The sequence below is a fragment of the Nitrospirota bacterium genome, assembly GCA_016207885.1.
Classification (GTDB): Bacteria; Nitrospirota; Thermodesulfovibrionia; order UBA6902; family UBA6902; genus JACQZG01.
Genome location: JACQZE010000005.1, coordinates 165820 through 182939 on the forward strand (window position 1 = coordinate 165820; position 17120 = coordinate 182939).

The 17120-nt window shown below is 45.4% G+C and carries 21 protein-coding genes; 12 read left to right on the forward strand and 9 right to left on the reverse strand.

Annotated features, from left to right (window positions below; all coding sequences use genetic code 11):
- Positions 1–7 precede the first annotated feature (7 nt).
- Genes HY807_04705 through recN form a run of 3 tightly spaced genes read left to right on the forward strand, consistent with a single transcriptional unit; the run spans position 8 to position 2323 of the window.
- On the forward strand, positions 8–211 hold the full coding sequence (locus HY807_04705) for a type II toxin-antitoxin system VapB family antitoxin (GenBank protein MBI4825703.1): 204 nt from the start codon (positions 8–10) through the stop codon (positions 209–211).
- On the forward strand, positions 199–579 hold the full coding sequence (locus HY807_04710; GenBank protein MBI4825704.1) for a PIN domain-containing protein: 381 nt from the start codon (positions 199–201) through the stop codon (positions 577–579). Before HY807_04705 ends, HY807_04710 begins: the two co-directional genes overlap by 13 nt.
- Before the next feature lie 58 nt (positions 580–637).
- A complete protein-coding gene (gene recN / locus HY807_04715) occupies positions 638–2323 on the forward strand; it encodes a DNA repair protein RecN (protein MBI4825705.1) in 1686 nt (561 codons plus the stop codon).
- 72 nt (positions 2324–2395) lie between these two features.
- On the opposite strand, the gene HY807_04720 is transcribed toward recN, so the two are convergent.
- On the reverse strand, positions 2396–2824 hold the full coding sequence (locus HY807_04720; GenBank protein MBI4825706.1) for a PIN domain-containing protein: 429 nt from the start codon (positions 2822–2824) through the stop codon (positions 2396–2398).
- The gene (locus HY807_04725; GenBank protein ID MBI4825707.1) at positions 2808–3050 is read right to left on the reverse strand and encodes an AbrB/MazE/SpoVT family DNA-binding domain-containing protein; all 243 of its coding nucleotides are present in this window, start codon (positions 3048–3050) and stop codon (positions 2808–2810) included. The genes HY807_04720 and HY807_04725 overlap by 17 nt, the downstream gene beginning before the upstream one ends.
- Before the next feature lie 197 nt (positions 3051–3247).
- On the opposite strand from HY807_04725, the gene HY807_04730 reads away from it, so the two are divergent.
- A complete protein-coding gene (locus tag HY807_04730; protein MBI4825708.1) occupies positions 3248–3502 on the forward strand; it encodes a type II toxin-antitoxin system ParD family antitoxin in 255 nt (84 codons plus the stop codon).
- A gap of 71 nt (positions 3503–3573) precedes the next feature.
- Here the strand turns inward: HY807_04730 and HY807_04735 are convergent, their stop codons facing one another.
- The 3 genes from HY807_04735 to HY807_04745 all read right to left on the reverse strand — a co-directional run bounded on the left by HY807_04735 (position 3574) and on the right by HY807_04745 (position 5019).
- Positions 3574–3789, reverse strand: a complete 216-nt coding sequence (locus HY807_04735) for a BrnA antitoxin family protein (protein MBI4825709.1) — start codon at positions 3787–3789, stop codon at positions 3574–3576.
- 5 nt (positions 3790–3794) lie between these two features.
- A complete protein-coding gene (locus HY807_04740; protein ID MBI4825710.1) occupies positions 3795–4082 on the reverse strand; it encodes a BrnT family toxin in 288 nt (95 codons plus the stop codon).
- A gap of 415 nt (positions 4083–4497) precedes the next feature.
- Positions 4498–5019 carry a hypothetical protein gene (locus HY807_04745; GenBank protein MBI4825711.1) on the reverse strand — a complete coding sequence of 174 codons (522 nt, stop codon included), beginning with the start codon at positions 5017–5019 and terminating at the stop codon, positions 4498–4500.
- Between the two features lie 516 nt (positions 5020–5535).
- Here HY807_04745 and HY807_04750 point away from each other — a divergent pair.
- The 3 genes from HY807_04750 to HY807_04760 are packed head-to-tail and all read left to right on the forward strand — an operon-like array spanning position 5536 to position 8674.
- A complete protein-coding gene (locus tag HY807_04750; protein MBI4825712.1) occupies positions 5536–7635 on the forward strand; it encodes a cysteine--tRNA ligase in 2100 nt (699 codons plus the stop codon).
- An 11-nt stretch (positions 7636–7646) separates the two neighbouring features.
- The gene (locus HY807_04755) at positions 7647–8198 is read left to right on the forward strand and encodes a hypothetical protein (protein MBI4825713.1); all 552 of its coding nucleotides are present in this window, start codon (positions 7647–7649) and stop codon (positions 8196–8198) included.
- A 50-nt stretch (positions 8199–8248) separates the two neighbouring features.
- Complete coding sequence (locus tag HY807_04760; GenBank protein ID MBI4825714.1) at positions 8249–8674, forward strand: hypothetical protein; 426 nt, start codon at positions 8249–8251, stop codon at positions 8672–8674.
- Between the two features lie 19 nt (positions 8675–8693).
- Here the strand turns inward: HY807_04760 and HY807_04765 are convergent, their stop codons facing one another.
- Positions 8694–9149, reverse strand: a complete 456-nt coding sequence (locus tag HY807_04765; protein ID MBI4825715.1) for a DoxX family protein — start codon at positions 9147–9149, stop codon at positions 8694–8696.
- A gap of 301 nt (positions 9150–9450) precedes the next feature.
- On the opposite strand from HY807_04765, the gene rhlP reads away from it, so the two are divergent.
- The 4 genes from rhlP (at position 9451) to HY807_04785 (ending at position 12906) form a co-directional block, all read left to right on the forward strand.
- Positions 9451–10278 (forward strand): rhombotarget lipoprotein, encoded by an 828-nt coding sequence (gene rhlP, locus HY807_04770; protein ID MBI4825716.1) that lies wholly within the window; start codon positions 9451–9453, stop codon positions 10276–10278.
- On the forward strand, positions 10257–10898 hold the full coding sequence (rrtA, locus tag HY807_04775; GenBank protein MBI4825717.1) for a rhombosortase: 642 nt from the start codon (positions 10257–10259) through the stop codon (positions 10896–10898). The genes rhlP and rrtA overlap by 22 nt, the downstream gene beginning before the upstream one ends.
- Positions 10899–10908: 10 nt before the next feature.
- On the forward strand, positions 10909–11331 hold the full coding sequence (locus HY807_04780) for a pyridoxamine 5'-phosphate oxidase family protein (GenBank protein ID MBI4825718.1): 423 nt from the start codon (positions 10909–10911) through the stop codon (positions 11329–11331).
- 228 nt (positions 11332–11559) lie between these two features.
- Complete coding sequence (locus HY807_04785; protein ID MBI4825719.1) at positions 11560–12906, forward strand: VCBS repeat-containing protein; 1347 nt, start codon at positions 11560–11562, stop codon at positions 12904–12906.
- 2 nt (positions 12907–12908) lie between these two features.
- Here HY807_04785 and typA read toward each other — a convergent pair whose 3' ends face one another.
- Entirely contained in the window at positions 12909–14714 is a 1806-nt protein-coding gene (typA, locus tag HY807_04790; GenBank protein MBI4825720.1) for a translational GTPase TypA, read from the reverse strand.
- A 242-nt stretch (positions 14715–14956) separates the two neighbouring features.
- Here typA and HY807_04795 point away from each other — a divergent pair, with 242 nt between their 5' ends.
- Positions 14957–15127 (forward strand): hypothetical protein, encoded by a 171-nt coding sequence (locus HY807_04795; GenBank protein ID MBI4825721.1) that lies wholly within the window; start codon positions 14957–14959, stop codon positions 15125–15127.
- Positions 15128–15216: 89 nt separating this feature from the next.
- Here the strand turns inward: HY807_04795 and hcp are convergent, their stop codons facing one another.
- Entirely contained in the window at positions 15217–16500 is a 1284-nt protein-coding gene (hcp, locus tag HY807_04800) for a hydroxylamine reductase (GenBank protein MBI4825722.1), read from the reverse strand.
- A gap of 119 nt (positions 16501–16619) precedes the next feature.
- On the reverse strand, positions 16620–17108 hold the full coding sequence (locus HY807_04805; GenBank protein MBI4825723.1) for a metallophosphoesterase: 489 nt from the start codon (positions 17106–17108) through the stop codon (positions 16620–16622).
- Positions 17109–17120: the final 12 nt, after the last annotated feature.

Sequence of the window (17120 nt, forward strand, 5' to 3'; positions counted from 1 at the left end):
GGTAATTATGAGAACAACACTTGATCTGCCCGAAAATTTACTCGAAGAAGCAATGAAGACCACTCACATTCAGACAAAAACCCAGGTTATTATCACTGCCCTGGAAGAGTTAATAAGAAAATCAAAGATCTCCGAGTTGAAAAAATATAAAGGGAAAGTGGATTTGAATATTGATTTGGACGTTGTCAGGGGCCGGCAATGCCGGTATTAGTTGATACCTCCGTTTGGATAGAATATTTCAGAAACGGAAATGATTTTGAAAGGCTTGATTTTTTAATAGATGAAAACCTGGCGGTTACCAACGACTTGATCCTTGCTGAATTAGTGCCATTCCTGAAGATCAGGAAACAGAAAAATATCATAGAGCTGCTGGATAATATCAATAAACTTCAACTGCGCATTAAATGGGATGAGATCATAGACTACCAGGTGCAATGTTTAAAAAAAGGAGCAAATGGAGTCAGTATTCCCGACTTGGTTATAGCTCAAAATGCTAAACAAAATGATTGCGAAGTTTATTCCATGGATAAACATTTCAAATTATTGAAGAACATTGTGAATATAAAAATTACGACGTGAGAAATAAATACTTAAAAATTAATGAACTGAAATTTATCCTCCTTATGTAAAATACCTAATGCTGCGTGAACTCCGAATAAAGAACCTCGCTATAATTGAAGATGCCACGGCAGAATTCGGTGCAGGGCTCAATGTCCTTACAGGCGAAACAGGCGCTGGCAAGTCAATAATAATATCCGCATTATCACTTGCCCTCGGCGAGAGAGCGACCAGCACCATCATTCGAAGCGGCGAAAAAGAGGGGACAGTGCAGGCCTTCTTTGATATCAAACCAGGGGCATTTAATAGATCGTTTGAGACATTCTTGCGGGATTCAGGCGTTGAGGCTGATGAAGGCATAATCCTTACGAGGAATATCTCATCAGCCGGAAAGAGCAAGGCGTATATCAATGATTCCATGATCAACCTTCAGACGCTCTCGGATGCAAGCAGCGCGCTCATTGATATCCACGGACAGTTCGAGCACCAATCCCTTCTCGCAGCGGAAAAACAGCTTGAGCTTCTTGACCTTCACGGCGGGCTGCATAAAGAGCGGCAGGAGGTTTCTGATCTCTATGAAAGAATGAGCGGCTTAAGGCAGAAGATCTCCGCGCTGGCTCAGAGGGATAAAGAGAGGCTCCAGCGGATTGATATGCTCCAGTTCCAGATCAAAGAGATCGAGTCAGCCGGGGTTAAACCCGGGGAAGAAGAGGAACTTGAGGAGGAGACAAAGATACTCAGCAGCGCGGTGCGGCTGGCTGAGCTTGCGAACCGGGCTTATGACTCTATCTATTCTCTGGATTCCGCCTGCATAACAAACCTCTCATCAGTGATCAATGACCTCAAAGAGATATCTGTCATAGACTCACGCGCAGGAGAGGCGCTTAAGTCTGCGGAGGATGCGATGCCGCTTCTTGAAGAGGCTTCATACTTTCTCAGGGACTATAAGGACGGCATAAATTTCGATCCCGCAAGGCTTGAGGAGGTTCAGGAGAGGCTTGAACTGATAAAGCGGCTGAAGAAGAAATATGGTGAAACTCTTCAGGATGTCATTGATAAAAGAGAGAGCGCGCTGATAGAGCTTGAGGAGCTTCAGCATTCCGAAGAGATGTTAGACAGTCTTAAAAAGGAGCTTGATGATGCCAGGCAGAGGCTGACGGAAAAGGCGCAGGAGCTTTCAAAGAAGCGGAAGGCGGTTGCAAAAAAACTTGAGCCGAAGATAATAGAGGAACTTTCAAAGCTCTCCATGCCTGACACTCAATTCTTAATAAGCATCACACAGCAGCAGGGCGATGATACTTCGGACGGTTCATCAATGGGTATTGATGAGATAGAATTTCTGATATCTCCGAATGTCGGCGAAACGCTCAAGCCTCTCTCAAAGATAGCATCCGGCGGCGAGCTTTCAAGAGTGATGCTTGCGTTAAAGGGCATCATGTCTGACGGCGACAATATTCCTGTATTGGTATTTGACGAGATAGATGCCGGCATCGGCGGCAAGGCTGCCGAGACTGTGGGCAAAAGGCTGAAGGACCTTTCATCCATGCATCAGGTGATATGCATAACGCACCTTCCGCAGATAGCATCATACGCTGATATTCATCTCAAGATAGAGAAGAAGACAGAGAAGGGCAAGACCAGGGTCAGGATAAATCGGGTGGAGAAGGATGCCCGGGTCGAGGAGATCGCCCGCATGCTCAGCGGTGAAATATCAGATGTGTCATTGAAGCACGCGAAAGAGATGCTCAAAGCAAAACAGAATTAATGCGCTCGGTCTCCAGCTACTGCAAAAACAATACCCCGTCTCTCATTTAAAGTCCGTATGCTGCGTTGTGTCTTATTTTGTCCTGCTGCTTTTATATGGCAAAGTTTTTAGCTGGACTATTTTCTTGACTTGCTCGAATTCAGGATCTTTATGTACGAGGATGGATTTTGTGGCGATGGCGGTTGCAATAATCCAGCTGTCGCATACCGACAGGCTATTGGCAGCCTTAATCTCTATTGCGTTTTCAAATATTGCATTAGTCATATCTATCCGTCTGACCGGAAGCAGAGAGATATATTTAGAAAACTCGTCCGAGGCTTCTTTGCCGGCATTCTTCCAAAGTCTGTAGCGCCCTTCCATAATAGTCATGAAAGAGACCAGCACCGGCGCTCCGGAATGCAGAATATGCTCCACAGTATCGGCCCCCTGCTCATCGTTCCAGAGAGCAAAGATGGCAGACGTATCCAGGACGTAGGATTCTGCGTTATCTGCCTTTTGCATTTTCCTTCTTCCTTTCCTGCTGCCTGTCTTTCAGAAATTGCTCACCGCTGTATTTCCTCCGGCCCCGGCCTCTGAATGCGGCCACAGCATCCTTGGGCAGAGGGATAATTCTTATCTCGTCTCCATCTGTAGACCACTCGATCTTTGATTCCGGCTCGATGTGAAAACGCTTCCTGATTTCAGCCGGTATGGAAACCTGTCCCCTTGTCGTTACTTTTGTCGTCATGTTTCACCTCATATGTACGAACGATATTATATTGCATAATAGCATTTGCATATCATGTAAGACAAGATTCATCATGTAAATACAAAGTTGTGCATTATGTCCGGCTATCACTAAAAAGGTCACTTTTTTGCTTCACTTCTCAATAACAAAGAATGTCAAACTATGCTATTATTGGTTACATAGGAGGAAATAACATTATGAACATTTCACTTACACCACAACTTGAAAAGCTCGTAAAAAATAAGGTCGAGAGCGGTCATTATGGTTCCGCAAGCGAGGTTATGCGAGAAGCTTTACGCCTTCTTGCGGAGCGTGACCACAGACAATCTGTGCGTATCGAAGAACTTAGGGCCGAAATAAAAAAAGGGTTGGATAGCGGCGAACCGACTCCTTTAAATATTAAGGCTATTAAGGCACAAGGCCGTAAACGGCTCAATGCACAGAAAAATTAGGCACACGTCTGACACCATCCAGCTGAAGGACCTTTCATCCATGTCTGCCGTCAGGCAGGCTTGCTATCCATTTATGCGGTCTTCCAGTGAAGGGCCAGTTTCTTATGAGCCGCAGCACAATCTCTCAGATAAAGATTGATCAGCGTCTGGTATGGGACTCCAATCTCCTGCGCAAGATTCTTAAAGTAGCTGATAGTGCCTTCATCCATCCTGAGAGTTACCTGACGCTTGAGCCTGCTGGCATAGGGGTTTTTGGTTGCCTTGGAAAAATCGTATTCTTTTCTCATATTCATCACCTTTCCCAATAACGTTTTTGTTCTGTACGAGTTGCCTTCCGAGCAGAGATGATTCTAATAACTTCATCGTTTTCCCGATAACAATGGCAAACAACCATCAGACGAATAGAGGAGCTTAACCCAAGAAGAATGAACCGATCTTCTTCGTCTGAATGGTCAGGATCATGTATCATCAAGGCATTTTCATCGACGAACACAGACTGGGCCTCTTCAAAAGAAATCCCGTGCTTTTTCTGGTTCGATAGGTTCTTTTCTTTGTCCCAGTCGAATCTGATGTGATCCATATATTTACATTGTAAAGATATGATAATGGCTTGTCAAATTGACGAATTATGGATTACAGAGTTTTACAACGTAAGTAACCAACGTCCCCTAAGTAGTATTAAAATGTGTGTTTACAAAAAGATAAGGGGAAGTGTTTCCACTTCCCCTTAAATCAGTTAGGCATTAATCCATATCGGCCATGCCCTGTAGCCAAAAGCAGGAGCGTATAACCGCTCTCCATTTTTGGCTGTTTTCCAGACACGGAAAATAAGTCTTTGCCTCTTACCATGATGATAACGAAACATGACTCAAGCCCTCCTTTCCTTAAGAAGGCCTTGACAGGTAGGACAATTAAGCGTTACACTTAAATCACGATTTGGCTACCTGCCAAGGCTTATATTCCCGTCTAAGACGGGAAAGGCTGAATAGTTCAAGCTATTCAGCCTTTTCTTTTATATCATCTATTCCATTATTCTCATCGGATTCTATTTCCTCGGTCAAACCATTTTCACTTTGCAATTTAACTTTCTTCTTTGCTCTGTCTGGATAAAAATCCAACAATCCAAAATTTAATGTTGTGCCAGTATGGATTTTTGCAAATTTCCTTGTTGCACGTGTCAATTGATTGTTTAAAACTATTTTTCCATTCCCAGTAAATTTTATGCCACCTTCTTGAAGTGCAACAAAAATATCATCAAGTGGCATCGCATGACCTATTTTTCTTAGATATTTTTCTGCGGCTTCATTGTTGGTCATTCCGTAAAACTCGTCAGATCTTATTCCAACCGACGATCCTGAATCTTTCCCACCTGAATTAATTAGGTTGTTTAAGTCTGGCAACGTAATGTCTTCCCCGTATTCCCTGAGTGTTTGCAATGTAAAATAGATTTTTTCTATATCCCTTGCCTTTTGTTTCATTTCTTCAATAAGTTTTTCTATCATTTTATTTTGCGACATTATATTACCTCCTTTAAATTATGCAATAATTATATCCTAACCTTGAAATAATTTGCAAGTATTTTTAATAAATCACGTAACATGTTGATATTATACAGCATTTTCAAGTTAAATTTAATTAGCATTTATTCATTTTGCGGAAATGATTAAATTAGATAGTTTCGAGGTTAAAACGTTTTTACTTTTTTTTAAACCATCTGGTCTTGGCAGCAGGGTTCCTTCTGTAACCTGTGATACGATGGATTTAGCGAGGATGTTATTATCGGCTGGTTTTCTTTTTCCCCATGCATCTATAGTTAGCATGAACGGTCAAGCATGACAAGATGCTGATTATTCCAAACTGACCCACTACCAGTCTTTGGTATCAGTTGATGTTGGAACCGATTTCAACATAGAATTAACCTGCTGTTTAACACTGAATATTTCCATTAATATCCGCGCAATTCTTTTGCATAACTACTTCTGACTACTGAATACTTTTATAGTATAATACCGTTTATGGGATTCTGGGGTGATGTGCGTAAGGACTTTAAGACGGTCTTTGATATGGATCCGGCGGCAAAGAACCGGCTTGAGGTGATCCTTGCTTATCCCGGTTTTCAGGCGATAGTTTTGCATAGGTTGAATCATAAACTCTGGAATGCCGGAGTGCCTGTGCTCCCCCGCCTTCTGGCAAATATTGGAAGGATACTTACAGGGATCGATATACACCCCGGAGCAAATATCGCCGGCGGATTTTTTATTGACCACGGCATGGGAGTTGTCATCGGCGAGACATCAGAGATCGGCGAGAATGTGCTCTTATATCAGGGCGTGACGCTCGGCGGCACAGGCAAGGAGAAAGGCAAGAGGCATCCGACATTGGGCAACAATGTTGTCGTCGGCGCAGGGGCAAAGATATTAGGCGCGATAATCATAGGCGGCCATGTAAAGATAGGCGCCAACTCTGTTGTGCTTCACTCTGTGCCTGAAAACTCTATCGTGGTCGGAGTTCCGGGCAGGGTGATAAAGAGGCGGGTCGTTAAGATACTTGATGAAGGGCCTGTTGAGATGCTTGACCATGTGCACCTGCCTGATCCTGTTGAAGAGAGGTTCGGGGAGATGAAGGAATATATTGCCGCGCTTGAGAACAGAATAAACAAACTGGAAGGTAAAGGTGAAATGTTAAAGGTATATAACACAATGAGCGGAGAGAAGGAGAATTTCCTTCCAATTGACCCCAATAACGTGAGGATGTATGTATGCGGCATAACGGCATATGACGTATGCCATCTGGGACACGCCAGAAGCGCTATAGTATTTGACATCATCAAGAGATACCTGAGATACAGGGGATATAAGGTGACCCACGTCAGGAACATAACCGACATTGATGACAAGATAATAAAGAGGGCGAATGAGGAAGGCATATCTACAGAAGCTGTGGCTAAAAAATATACCGACGAATACTACACTGATATGGAGCTTCTCGGTGTAAGCAGGGCTGACATCGAGCCGAACGCCACAGACCATATCAAAGAGATGATCGAGACGATCAGCGGGCTTATTGATAAAGGCTACGCGTATGCGGTTGACGGAGACGTTTACTTTGAGGTCGCAAAGTTTGAAGGATACGGCAAGCTTTCAAAGAAGAATGTTGACGACCTGATGGCAGGCGCGCGTGTTGACGTTGATGAGAGAAAGAAGAGCCCGCTTGATTTTGCGCTCTGGAAATCATCAAAACCAAACGAGCCGTGGTGGGAGAGCCCGTGGGGCAAAGGCAGGCCCGGATGGCATATCGAATGCACCGCTATGTCGTCGAAATATTTAGGCGAAAGCTTTGACATACACGGCGGCGGGGCTGACCTGACATTCCCGCATCATGAGAATGAGATCGCGCAGAGCGAGGCGTACACAGGCAAGCCGTTCGTGAAATACTGGATGCACAACGGCTTCATCACCCTTGCGAAAGAGAAGATGTCCAAGTCACTCGGCAACTTCTTCACCATCAAGGAGATACTCGCAAAGTATGACCCTGAAGTGGTCAGGACATTTCTGCTCTCAGCCCACTACAGGAGCCCCATAGAATTTTCAGATGTACATCTTAATGAGGCTGAGTCGTACATAGACAGGTATTACACAACTGCCACAAGGATCGCTGATTTTATAAAAAATGCAGTGGAGAAAGAGAAGCCCGCATCATCAAAAGAACTGGAAGCGCTGCTCTCTTCTTTTAAAGATAAATTTCAGAGCTCGATGGATGATGATTTCAACACCGCATCGTCATTGGGGCATATATTTGAACTTATAAGAGAGGTGAATAAATTCCTTGACGCAAAACCGTCCGGGCAAAAGGCAAATGATCTTGTGCAGAGAACGCGCGGCCTCCTTGCCGAGGCAGGCGGCATATTGAATATCTTTAACAGGACATCTGAGGAATGGTACAGGTCTTTAATAAAGGTCAAAGGGATAACGCTGACCGAAGAGAAGATCCAGGGGATGATATCCGCGAGGCAGGAGGCAAGGGCTAATAAAGACTGGAAGACATCGGATAATATACGGGACGGCCTTCTCGAACAGGGGATCATACTTGAGGACAAGGCAGACGGCACAGGCTGGAAGGTAAAGGTCGGATAGCATTCATTAAGATGAAGAAAGATCTGCTCGAAAGATATTCGCGCACAGCTGACGGAAAGGTGATAATAGATATCACCACCGAAAGGATAGAGGATCTTTATAATTATTTCGACAAGAACGCCCCTTATCTCAAAAAAGACCTTGATCAGGAGTTCGTTGACTATCTTATCGACTCTGTTCATGAGATCGGCAAGGAAGATTTTGTTATCCGTTTCCGTTTCTCCGCTCCGGCTGACGATACAAATACCTCCCGTGTGCAGATGAGCATCCGGAATTACTTCATCCACCAGAAGCATATCGAGATCCGCGAATTAAAGAGAATGACACGGAAAGCTCTCACCCTCTTCTCCATAGGGGTTGCGATCCTTACGCTCTCTGTCTGGGTAAATCAGGAACTCTTGATCCATGAGACCGTGGTCAGCAGGGTATTTGCCGAAGGCCTGACGATCGCCGCATGGATCTCATTATGGGAAGCGCTGGCAACGTTTCTTCTTAACTGGCCTCCGCACCGCCGCCAGATCAAGCTGTTTGAACGGATATCAAAAGCGCCGGTATTCTTTTAGCAGGCGGTTTTTATTCACTATCAAAATAATTTTATCAAACATCGGAGGCTGTGATAAGCGACTTAAATAGAACAGGCCTCGAAAAGCTCTGCAAAGAATTCTCAGCCGCGTTCAATGGGGTCATCTCCTGGAAATGGGATGATTATTTCGGGACTGTTATGGCGCAGTTTGATACGGATGACAGAGAGAAGGTCCGAGCTATACTTGATCAATATCTTGACTTCGCCTGGGATATGTCAAATATCAAACAAGCTCCTGATACTGTGCAGGCGGTAAATGGCAGTCTTGGCAATCTCAGGGAGGGGCAGATGCTTATGGCATCTGATACTCAACAGGATGCCTGTATCCTGTGCGCCTGGTGGCCGTGGGGCAATGGAAAGAGCATCTCGATCCGCATCATTCCTACATGCAAAAGATTAACAGATTCAGAGAGAGAAGAGGTTCAAGAAGTATTTAAAAGCTGGTTCGGGATCTAACTTCTTTTTCTATTCAATATTATTTCTTTGACTTGCCGCCGGATAGCGAGAGGTCTATGGACCACTTTCCGCCGCCTTTTATCATCAGGGCAAGGGCTATCGCGATAGCAAGCAGATGATATTCAAAACCCTCGCCGCTCTGCTTTCCTGACCAGTTCATGAAGAACCCGTTCTCAAGGTGTATCAGATATATGCAGCCTGTCATTATGCAGAGAGTGCCGAGCGCAGCCAGCCTCGTCATGAAACCTATGATGAGAAATATAGAGCCGAGAGATTCGCCGGTTATCACAAGCACTGCCACCCAATACGGCAGGCCCATCTTGCCTGTAAAGAAGGCGATGGTCGCGTAATATCCCAGGCCGTCAAAGAGGCCGATAAGCTTCTGCGCGCCGTGAGGGAGTATCACTAAACCGAGAAGCAGCCTCATGAAAAAGAGTGAAATGTCATTCTCTGTGCTGAAGAATCTTCTAAACATAGTCAGCCTCCGGTTGTTATTTAATATCTCATCGGCTTCTCATGTCAGCCAGCCATATCCATTATAATCATTTCGAATCGGTTCCGCCAACTGGTGACAATTTGTCACTAGTTCAAATCAATGAAACATTCCAGTTCTCGTTGCCGTCATTCCCGGCCACGATCGGGAATACAGTTCCCCTGTATTTTCTGCTTGTAACATTTAAAGCTAACTCATATAATTATCTTATTCCAAAAAATCCGAGTGATAGTAAATTAATTTTTTGAGATAAGAAAGGAGACATAAAATGAATATGACATCATTGAAGAAGTATGGTTTAGTTTTGTTTGCATTAATAGGATGTGTTGCATTAATCGGTTGTGCTGCCCAGAGAAAAAATCACCATAGTAGCAGTGCTTTTCAATATCTATATCCGGATAAGGAGGGATATATCGACACCCCGGGCATTCCATTATTATCACTGCCGTTACGAGTCGGCATTGCCTTTGTTCCTGAGACAACAGATTCCTATAATTCCCTGACGGAGCAGGATAAAATGGATTTAATGAAGGAAGTCAGCATGCATTTCAAGAAGTATGATTTTGTGAAATCCATTGAGTTGATTCCGTCCGCTTATCTGGCTGAAAAAGGAAGTTTTGCTAATTTAGACCAAATCCGCACAATGTATGGGGTCGATGTTATCGCATTGCTTTCATACGATCAAACTCAATTTACGGATCAGGGAATAGCATCCATAACATATTGGACAATTGTTGGCGCTTATATAGTTCCAGGAGAAAAGAATGCTACCCACACTATGGTTGATGCATCAATTTATGATATAAAAAGCCGCAAAATGCTTTTCCGGGCTCCAGGCATTAATTATAAAAAAAGTAATGCAACACCTGTTAATCTGACAGAACAATTGAGAACGGACAGGGTGTTGGGTTTTCAGGAAGCGAGTAAAGACCTCATAATAAACCTCGATGTACAGTTAGGGTTGCTTAAGGAAAAAATAAAAGAATCTCCTGAAGACTACAAAATAGAGCATAAGCCAGGATATACCGGAGGAGGCAGCCTTGATGCATATTTCTTAATATTTGTTTTTGTTTCAGGTGGATATTGGTTATGGCAGAAGAGAAAAGCATAGATTTATATTTGCCATTTTTTACAATGATGGTTCTTGCGTTATGCATTATAGGAAGTATAATGCCTGGCATAACGTCAGTATTGATATACGACCGGACGGCTATTTCTGAAGGTGAATTATGGCGTATCGTTACTTCTCACTTTGTTCATTTCAATTATATCCATTTATTCTACAATCTTCTGGTCTTTGGTATTGCCGGATGGATTATTGAGCGCCGAGGGTATAATCATTTCAAGCTGCTTTGTGTGTTGTCGGCAACTTTCATCGGGATAACGTTATTCATCTTTCAACCCGGCATGATGTATTACGGAGGGTTATCAGGGGTGGCATGTGGAGCTATTTACTATAGTGCACTCTTTGGCCTTCGTGAGCCAACTCCATGGCGCAATATATGTTTATGTATCATAGTAGCCCTCCCGATTAAGATTGCTTTAGAAATATACTATAATTCATCGCTTCTTCCCTATGGGGAGAAACAAACATTTGTTTTAATTCCAATCAGCCATCTTGCCGGAAGCATAGCGGCCTTTTTGCTTTTTCTTGCTGTCAGAAATAAAGGTATTGCAAACCAAAACGTATTGAAATATTTAGATACAAAAAACAAATTAGAAAGAGCATGAGGAGGTCAAGATGAACAAAAACGAGATATTTGAGTTTCTGAATGCTAATCCGGTATTCCATCTGGCAACAATTGAAGGGAACAAGCCGCATGTGCGGGGACTGCTTCTGTATAAAGCGGATGAGAACGGGATAGTATTTCACACAGGAAAGATGAAAGAGCTGCACAAACAGCTGACTGAAAATCCGCAGGTGGAGATGTGTTTCAATAATAATAATTTTGAGAATCTTACCCAGATAAGGGTGCAGGGACGCGTTGAACTTGTCGAAGACCTTGAACAGAAAAAGGAGATCGTGCAGAAACGCGAGTTCATGAAACCATGGGTAGAGAAGATGGGCTATGATTTTCTGGCTGTTTACAATCTTAAGAAGGGCGCGGCCGAGGTCTGGACGATGGCGGCTAATTTCGCGCCGAAAGAGCCTGTAGGGTTATAACCTGACCGGAGCGCGCGGGCCTGTTAACGGCTTTGCCGCGTTCGGTTAAGGCTAAGGTTTATATCAAGATAAAATCAGCAGTATCCCCGAGTGACCGCTTCTTTCAATTAGATTATAATTGTGTCAGTTTTTTACGAGATCCCCATTTGTTCAATACATCAGCCACGCCATGAAACTGTTTTTATAGAATGATGCTGAGAAAATGTTTTGACAAAGGAGATATGAACAATGTCAAACATTAGTAGCGGTTTAAGACTGGCGGCATTTCTGATCTTCTTTTATCTCCCTTTGATCTTCTCCGGTAATGCCTGCGCCGACTATCTGACAAAACTTGATCATGGCCGATACCTGCAGGATGCTTCCGGTGACATAGTCACAGGGCTCTGGTCTGTTCCGGTGGTCTATGACTGGAACGGTGACGGCAACAAAGACCTCCTTATCGGGCAAAGTAATAGCAACAATGGATATGTGAGCTATTATGAAAATACAGGCACGGACGATGAACCGTTTTTCAGCGCGCCATCCTATATCCAGGCCTGCAGCCCATCCTGTGCCCCTTTGAATGTGCCCGGGCTTGTCGGACAGGGTTCATACCCTTCAGTCGTGGACTGGAACAATGATGGAAAGCAGGATCTGCTTGTAGGCGATGGCGACGGCTATGTGCATATTTTTATTAATACAGGCAGCAGCACATCTCCTGTGCTTGACGGGGGCAGCCTGGTCATGGCCAGCGGCCTGCCCCTGATGGTTACAGCAAGAGCCACCCCTGTCATGGAAGACTGGAATGGAGACGGGTTGAACGACCTGCTCATAGGGGATATGGATGGATTTATATATGTTTATCTCAATGTCGGGACATCCTCTGCGCCTGTTTTTCAAAGCACTTACTTCACTGATTCCACATATCGTTTGAAGGTCAGCGGTGTTGATTTTGATATCGGGTCCAGGTCCGCCCCGCGTGTCTTTGACTGGAACAATGACGGGAAGAAAGACCTTCTGGCCGGAGAATATGAAGGGTATGTATATTTTCTGGAAAATGCCGGCACAAATGCCGCGCCTGTATTTAACAGCGCCAGGAAACTCTCCTGGGCAGACGGCCAAACATTGCGGTATCCTGATAGCCCCTCAGGGGCTGCTCACTCCCGCCTCTATGCCGCCGACTGGAACAATGACAGAAAGCAGGATCTTATTGTCGGAGGCAAAGACGGCAGGCTGATCCTCTTTTCCCCAAAGGTGGTGCATTACAACTTCTCTGGAGAGAGCGGAGGCAAATGCTTTATAGCAACAGCAGCCTATGGATCATATATGGCAGATGATGTAAAGATACTTAGGAAGTTCCGTGACAGATATCTTATAACCAATTCGATCGGCAGAAAAATGGTAAACATTTATTATAAATATTCACCGCCGATTGCAGCTTATATCAGCAGGCATGAAGCATTAAGAACCGCTGTCAGGTTCTCACTTAAACCTGTTGTATTTGCGATCAAATACCCGCAGATCTTTTTGCCCGGTATCATCGGAATTCCGGCGATCCTGTTAATGAACAGGAGAAAACAGGAGAAGCAAGGCTGACGCTACTCCCTTCTCTTCGGCCTCTTGCCCGCATCAAGCACCCTCTTTCTCAGCCTGATAAACTGCGGCGTTACCTCTATGAGCTCGTCTTCCTTGATAAACTCTATGGACTGCTCGAGTGTAAGCTGCCTGTGCGGGATGAGCTGAAGCGCTTCGTCAGTGCCCGATGCGCGGATGTTGGTGAGCTTCTTCTCCTTGGTCACGTTGACATCAAGGTCGTTGTCGCGTGAATTCTCGCCGACGATCATGCCCTCATAGACCTGTATGTTGTCCCTGATAAAGAGAACGCCCCTCGGTTGAAGGTGAAAGAGCGCGTATGTAGTGGTCCTGCCTGTCCTGTCTGAAACAAGCGCGCCTGTCTGCCTTGATGTCATCGGCCCGTGCCACGGCTCATAACCGTCAAAGAGATGGTTGAGAAGGCCTGTGCCCCTTGTGTCTGTGAGGAACTGCGACCTGAAACCTATCAGGCCGCGGGAGGGGATCCTGAACTCGAGCCTCACCCTGCCTTTTCCGTTATTCTGCATCTTCTGCATCTTGCCCTTTCTCATGCCGATCTGCTGTGTCACAACGCCGACAAAATCCTCAGGCACGTCAATAACAAGAAGCTCCATGGGCTCATGCTTTACGCCGTTTATCTCTTTTGTGATCGTCTCAGGCATTGACACTGAAAGCTCATAACCCTCGCGCCTCATCATCTCGATGAGTATCGCGAGCTGGAGCTCTCCCCTGCCCATGACCTTGAATGAATCCGTATTGTCAAAGCTCACCCTGATGGAGACGTTGTAAAGCAGTTCCTTCTCGAGCCTGTCCCTCAGGTTCCTTGACGTAACGAACTTTCCGTCCTTGCCTGCGAAAGGGGATGTGTTGATGGAGAACATCATTGAGATGGTGGGTTCATCCACCTTGATCCTCGGAAGCGGCATAGGTTTTTCCACATCTGTGATCGTGTCACCAATGTTAATGCCTTCAATTCCGGAAAGCGCGATGATGTCGCCGACATATGCCGTCTTTGTCTCTACCCTTTCAAGGCCGGAATAAGTGAACATTGAAGTTATCTTTGTCTTTACCGCTTTACCGTCTATGGTTATCACAGCAACGGCATCGCCTACATTTACAGTGCCTGCAAATATTCTGCCTACAGCCATCCTGCCCACATAGTCGTTGTAATCGATATTTGTTACGAGCAGCTGAAGGGGCGCGTCCTTATCTCCCTGAGGAGGCGGAACAGTATTAACGATCAGGTCAAAGAGAGGCTTAAGGTTCTCAGGCTTGTCATTGAGGTCGAGCATCGCTGTTCCGACCTTTGCGTTTGTATAAACAACCGGAAATTCAAGCTGCTCTTCAGTCGCGTTAAGGTCGATGAAGAGGTCGTATACCTCATTCAGAACTTCCTGTATCCTCGCGTCAGGCCTGTCTATCTTGTTCACAACAAGGATAGGCGGCAGGTTCAGCTCAAGCGCCTTGTTCAATACAAACCGCGTCTGGGGCAGAGGGCCTTCAGAAGCGTCAACGAGAAGCAGAACGCCGTCCGCCATCTTCATCGTCCTCTCCACCTCACCGCCGAAGTCGGCGTGGCCGGGTGTATCTATGATATTTATCTTGATGCCGTTGTAATCAACAGCGGTGTTCTTCGCCATGATCGTGATTCCTTTTTCACGCTCAAGGTCGTTGCTGTCCATCACCCTCTCACGCACCTTTTCATTTGCGCGGAATATACCTGCCTGCTGAAGCATGCCGTCAAGAAGCGTTGTCTTGCCGTGGTCGACATGGGCGATGATCGCGATGTTTCTTATATCTTCACGTTTCATAAAACCTCTCTTTTATAAATTATAATATGCCGCCATACAGGTTGCACTACTTCTTCCGGACCGTTTGAGGAAACAGAGCAGGAACCGCATGAAGGGGAACTAATTATATACTATCGGCGGTTGAAAATACTATCAGCTTCTTATCGCCTTTATTGCTCTTCACTCATACCCCTATGTATTAACTATTTATTCTGGTATACTTATGCATAGATTCATATCATGTAAACCTTAAAGGAGGAAGCATGGCGACAAAGAAGAAAGCCGCACCGAAGAAGGCTGCAAAGAAGAAGGTAGCAAAGAAGGCAGCTGCTCCGAAGAAGGCAAAGTGCACAGCAAAGACCAAGGCAGGAAAAGCATGCAAGAATTCCGCAAGCGGCAAGTCAACAAAGTGTTCTTCACACAAAAAGAAATAAGTATCTGATCTGTTTATTCCAAAGACCCTCTGAGATCTTTTCTCAGAGGGTCTTTGTTTATACTGCATATGTAAAAACTTGTAACTTAATTATCCCAGCATGTTCTTTATGTCTACTTTAGCTTCACCTGTAAGCTTCAGGCTGAAGTTGTCCTGAAGCACTTTCAATACGCCCGGCGTCACAAACTCAGGCGGCTTGGGCCCGAGGTAGATATTCTTTACTCCGAGGCTGAAGAGGCCGAGAAGTATGGCGACCGCCTTCTGCTCAAACCATGAGAGCGCTATGGTAAGAGGCAGTTCGTTCACAGAACATTTAAACGCATCAGCAAGCGCGAGCGCGATCTTGACCGCGGAGATGGAGTTGTTGCACTGCCCGAGGTCTATATAGCGGGGGATGCCGTCGATATTGCCGAAATCAATGTCATTGAACCTGAACTTTCCGCATGAAGTCGTCAGTATCACACAGTCTTTGGGAACAAGCTCTGCCAGCTCCCTGAAGTAATCGCTCCCGTCACCCGGCGAATCACACCCTGCTATAACAAAGAACCTCTTGATCTTTCCCGCCTTGACCGCATCTATTATCTGAGGAGCAAGCTTAAGGACATTCTCATGATGAAAACCTGTTGTCAGCGTCTTGTCTGATTTGACATCTGCATCAGGCAGAGAAAGCGCCTTCTTAATAAGGGGAGAGAAATCATTGTTCTCGATCTTTGACGAATTCTCAACGCCGGTTACGTCATAGGTGAACATCCTGTCGCCGTATGTGCCTCTCACAGGCATCACGCAGTTTGTTGTGACGAGGATGGCTCCGGGGAAGTCGTCAAAGACCCTTCTCTGGTCATGCCATGCCTTGCCCACATTGCCCTTCAAGTGGCTGAACTTCTTGAGCTTCGGATAACCATGAGCAGGGAGCATCTCAGAGTGGGTGTATACATTAATTCCCTTGCCCTCGGTCTGCTTCAGCAGGTCTTCAAGAGCGTAGAGGTTGTGTCCTGTGACAAGGATGCTCTTGCCCTGCACCCTGTCCTCAGAGACCGTAACAGGTTCAGGTATGCCCAATCTTGAGGTATGTGCCTCATCAAGAAGCGCCATCGCCTTTACAGTCGCCGTGCCGACGCTCAGCGCTGTCTTGATATTGTCCGCCAGGCTGAAATTGACATTTGTAAGTGTCGAGTATAGCGCCGCATGTGTAATGGCATCTATCTCAGGATCGCTCTTTCCAAGCTCCCTTGCGTGATGCGCGTAAGCCGCGACACCCTTCAGCCCGAATATGGTTATATCCTGAAGGCTCGCTATGTCCTCATTCTTTCCGCATACCCCGATCTTCTTGTCACATCCGCCTTCCATCGTCTGCTCGCATTGATAACAAAACATTGTGCATCCTCCTTAGGTTGAAATTATTTTTGAATGTACTTTATTAAAACGCATTTCAAAAACCGGTGCCATGATTTAAATCATATGCTGGAAATGGTTGGGGTGCAAATGGATTCGGATTACTGCAGCTCTATTATCTCAGCCTCTTTCGCCACTGTGTCAAAGACCATCACAGTAGCCTCCTTCCAGAAGCCGTGGGAGGTGCCGGGGTTAAGGACAAGGGTATCGCCGATCTTTTCATTTACACATTTATGCGTATGGCCGAACATCACAACATCATATGTGCCTGATGCGACAAGCGAATTTCTGAGCTGGGGTTCTGTACCGTGATAACAGGCGCATTTCAGGCCGTCAGCCTCAAACTCGTGGAAGTCGCCCTTTATCTCTCCGCCTATCTCATTGAAGGAATTGATCAGCCTGAACTTGTCGCCGTCGTTGTTGCCGAATATGCCGACAAGCTTTACATCCTTAAAGAGTTTGATCGAGGCGGGGTTTACGTAATCGCCGAGGTGTATGACATACTCGGCCTTCTTCTCTTTGAAGGCGTTAACAGCCTTTATGATATTTTCTGAATGGTCGTGCGAATCTGAGATGATGCCTATCTTCATCTTTATGGCCTT

Coding starts and splice junctions, on each gene's coding strand:
- HY807_04705 (MBI4825703.1), top strand. CDS start 8: ATGAGAACAACACTTGATCTGCCCGAAAATTTACTCGAAGAAGCAATG.
- HY807_04710 (MBI4825704.1), top strand. CDS start 199: ATGCCGGTATTAGTTGATACCTCCGTTTGGATAGAATATTTCAGAAAC.
- recN (MBI4825705.1), top strand. CDS start 638: ATGCTGCGTGAACTCCGAATAAAGAACCTCGCTATAATTGAAGATGCC.
- HY807_04720 (MBI4825706.1), bottom strand. CDS start 2,824: ATGCAAAAGGCAGATAACGCAGAATCCTACGTCCTGGATACGTCTGCC.
- HY807_04725 (MBI4825707.1), bottom strand. CDS start 3,050: ATGACGACAAAAGTAACGACAAGGGGACAGGTTTCCATACCGGCTGAA.
- HY807_04730 (MBI4825708.1), top strand. CDS start 3,248: ATGAACATTTCACTTACACCACAACTTGAAAAGCTCGTAAAAAATAAG.
- HY807_04735 (MBI4825709.1), bottom strand. CDS start 3,789: ATGAGAAAAGAATACGATTTTTCCAAGGCAACCAAAAACCCCTATGCC.
- HY807_04740 (MBI4825710.1), bottom strand. CDS start 4,082: ATGGATCACATCAGATTCGACTGGGACAAAGAAAAGAACCTATCGAAC.
- HY807_04745 (MBI4825711.1), bottom strand. CDS start 5,019: ATGTCGCAAAATAAAATGATAGAAAAACTTATTGAAGAAATGAAACAA.
- HY807_04755 (MBI4825713.1), top strand. CDS start 7,647: ATGAAGAAAGATCTGCTCGAAAGATATTCGCGCACAGCTGACGGAAAG.
- HY807_04765 (MBI4825715.1), bottom strand. CDS start 9,149: ATGTTTAGAAGATTCTTCAGCACAGAGAATGACATTTCACTCTTTTTC.
- rrtA (MBI4825717.1), top strand. CDS start 10,257: ATGGCAGAAGAGAAAAGCATAGATTTATATTTGCCATTTTTTACAATG.
- HY807_04780 (MBI4825718.1), top strand. CDS start 10,909: ATGAACAAAAACGAGATATTTGAGTTTCTGAATGCTAATCCGGTATTC.
- HY807_04785 (MBI4825719.1), top strand. CDS start 11,560: ATGTCAAACATTAGTAGCGGTTTAAGACTGGCGGCATTTCTGATCTTC.
- typA (MBI4825720.1), bottom strand. CDS start 14,714: ATGAAACGTGAAGATATAAGAAACATCGCGATCATCGCCCATGTCGAC.
- HY807_04795 (MBI4825721.1), top strand. CDS start 14,957: ATGGCGACAAAGAAGAAAGCCGCACCGAAGAAGGCTGCAAAGAAGAAG.
- hcp (MBI4825722.1), bottom strand. CDS start 16,500: ATGTTTTGTTATCAATGCGAGCAGACGATGGAAGGCGGATGTGACAAG.
- HY807_04805 (MBI4825723.1), bottom strand. CDS start 17,108: ATGAAGATAGGCATCATCTCAGATTCGCACGACCATTCAGAAAATATC.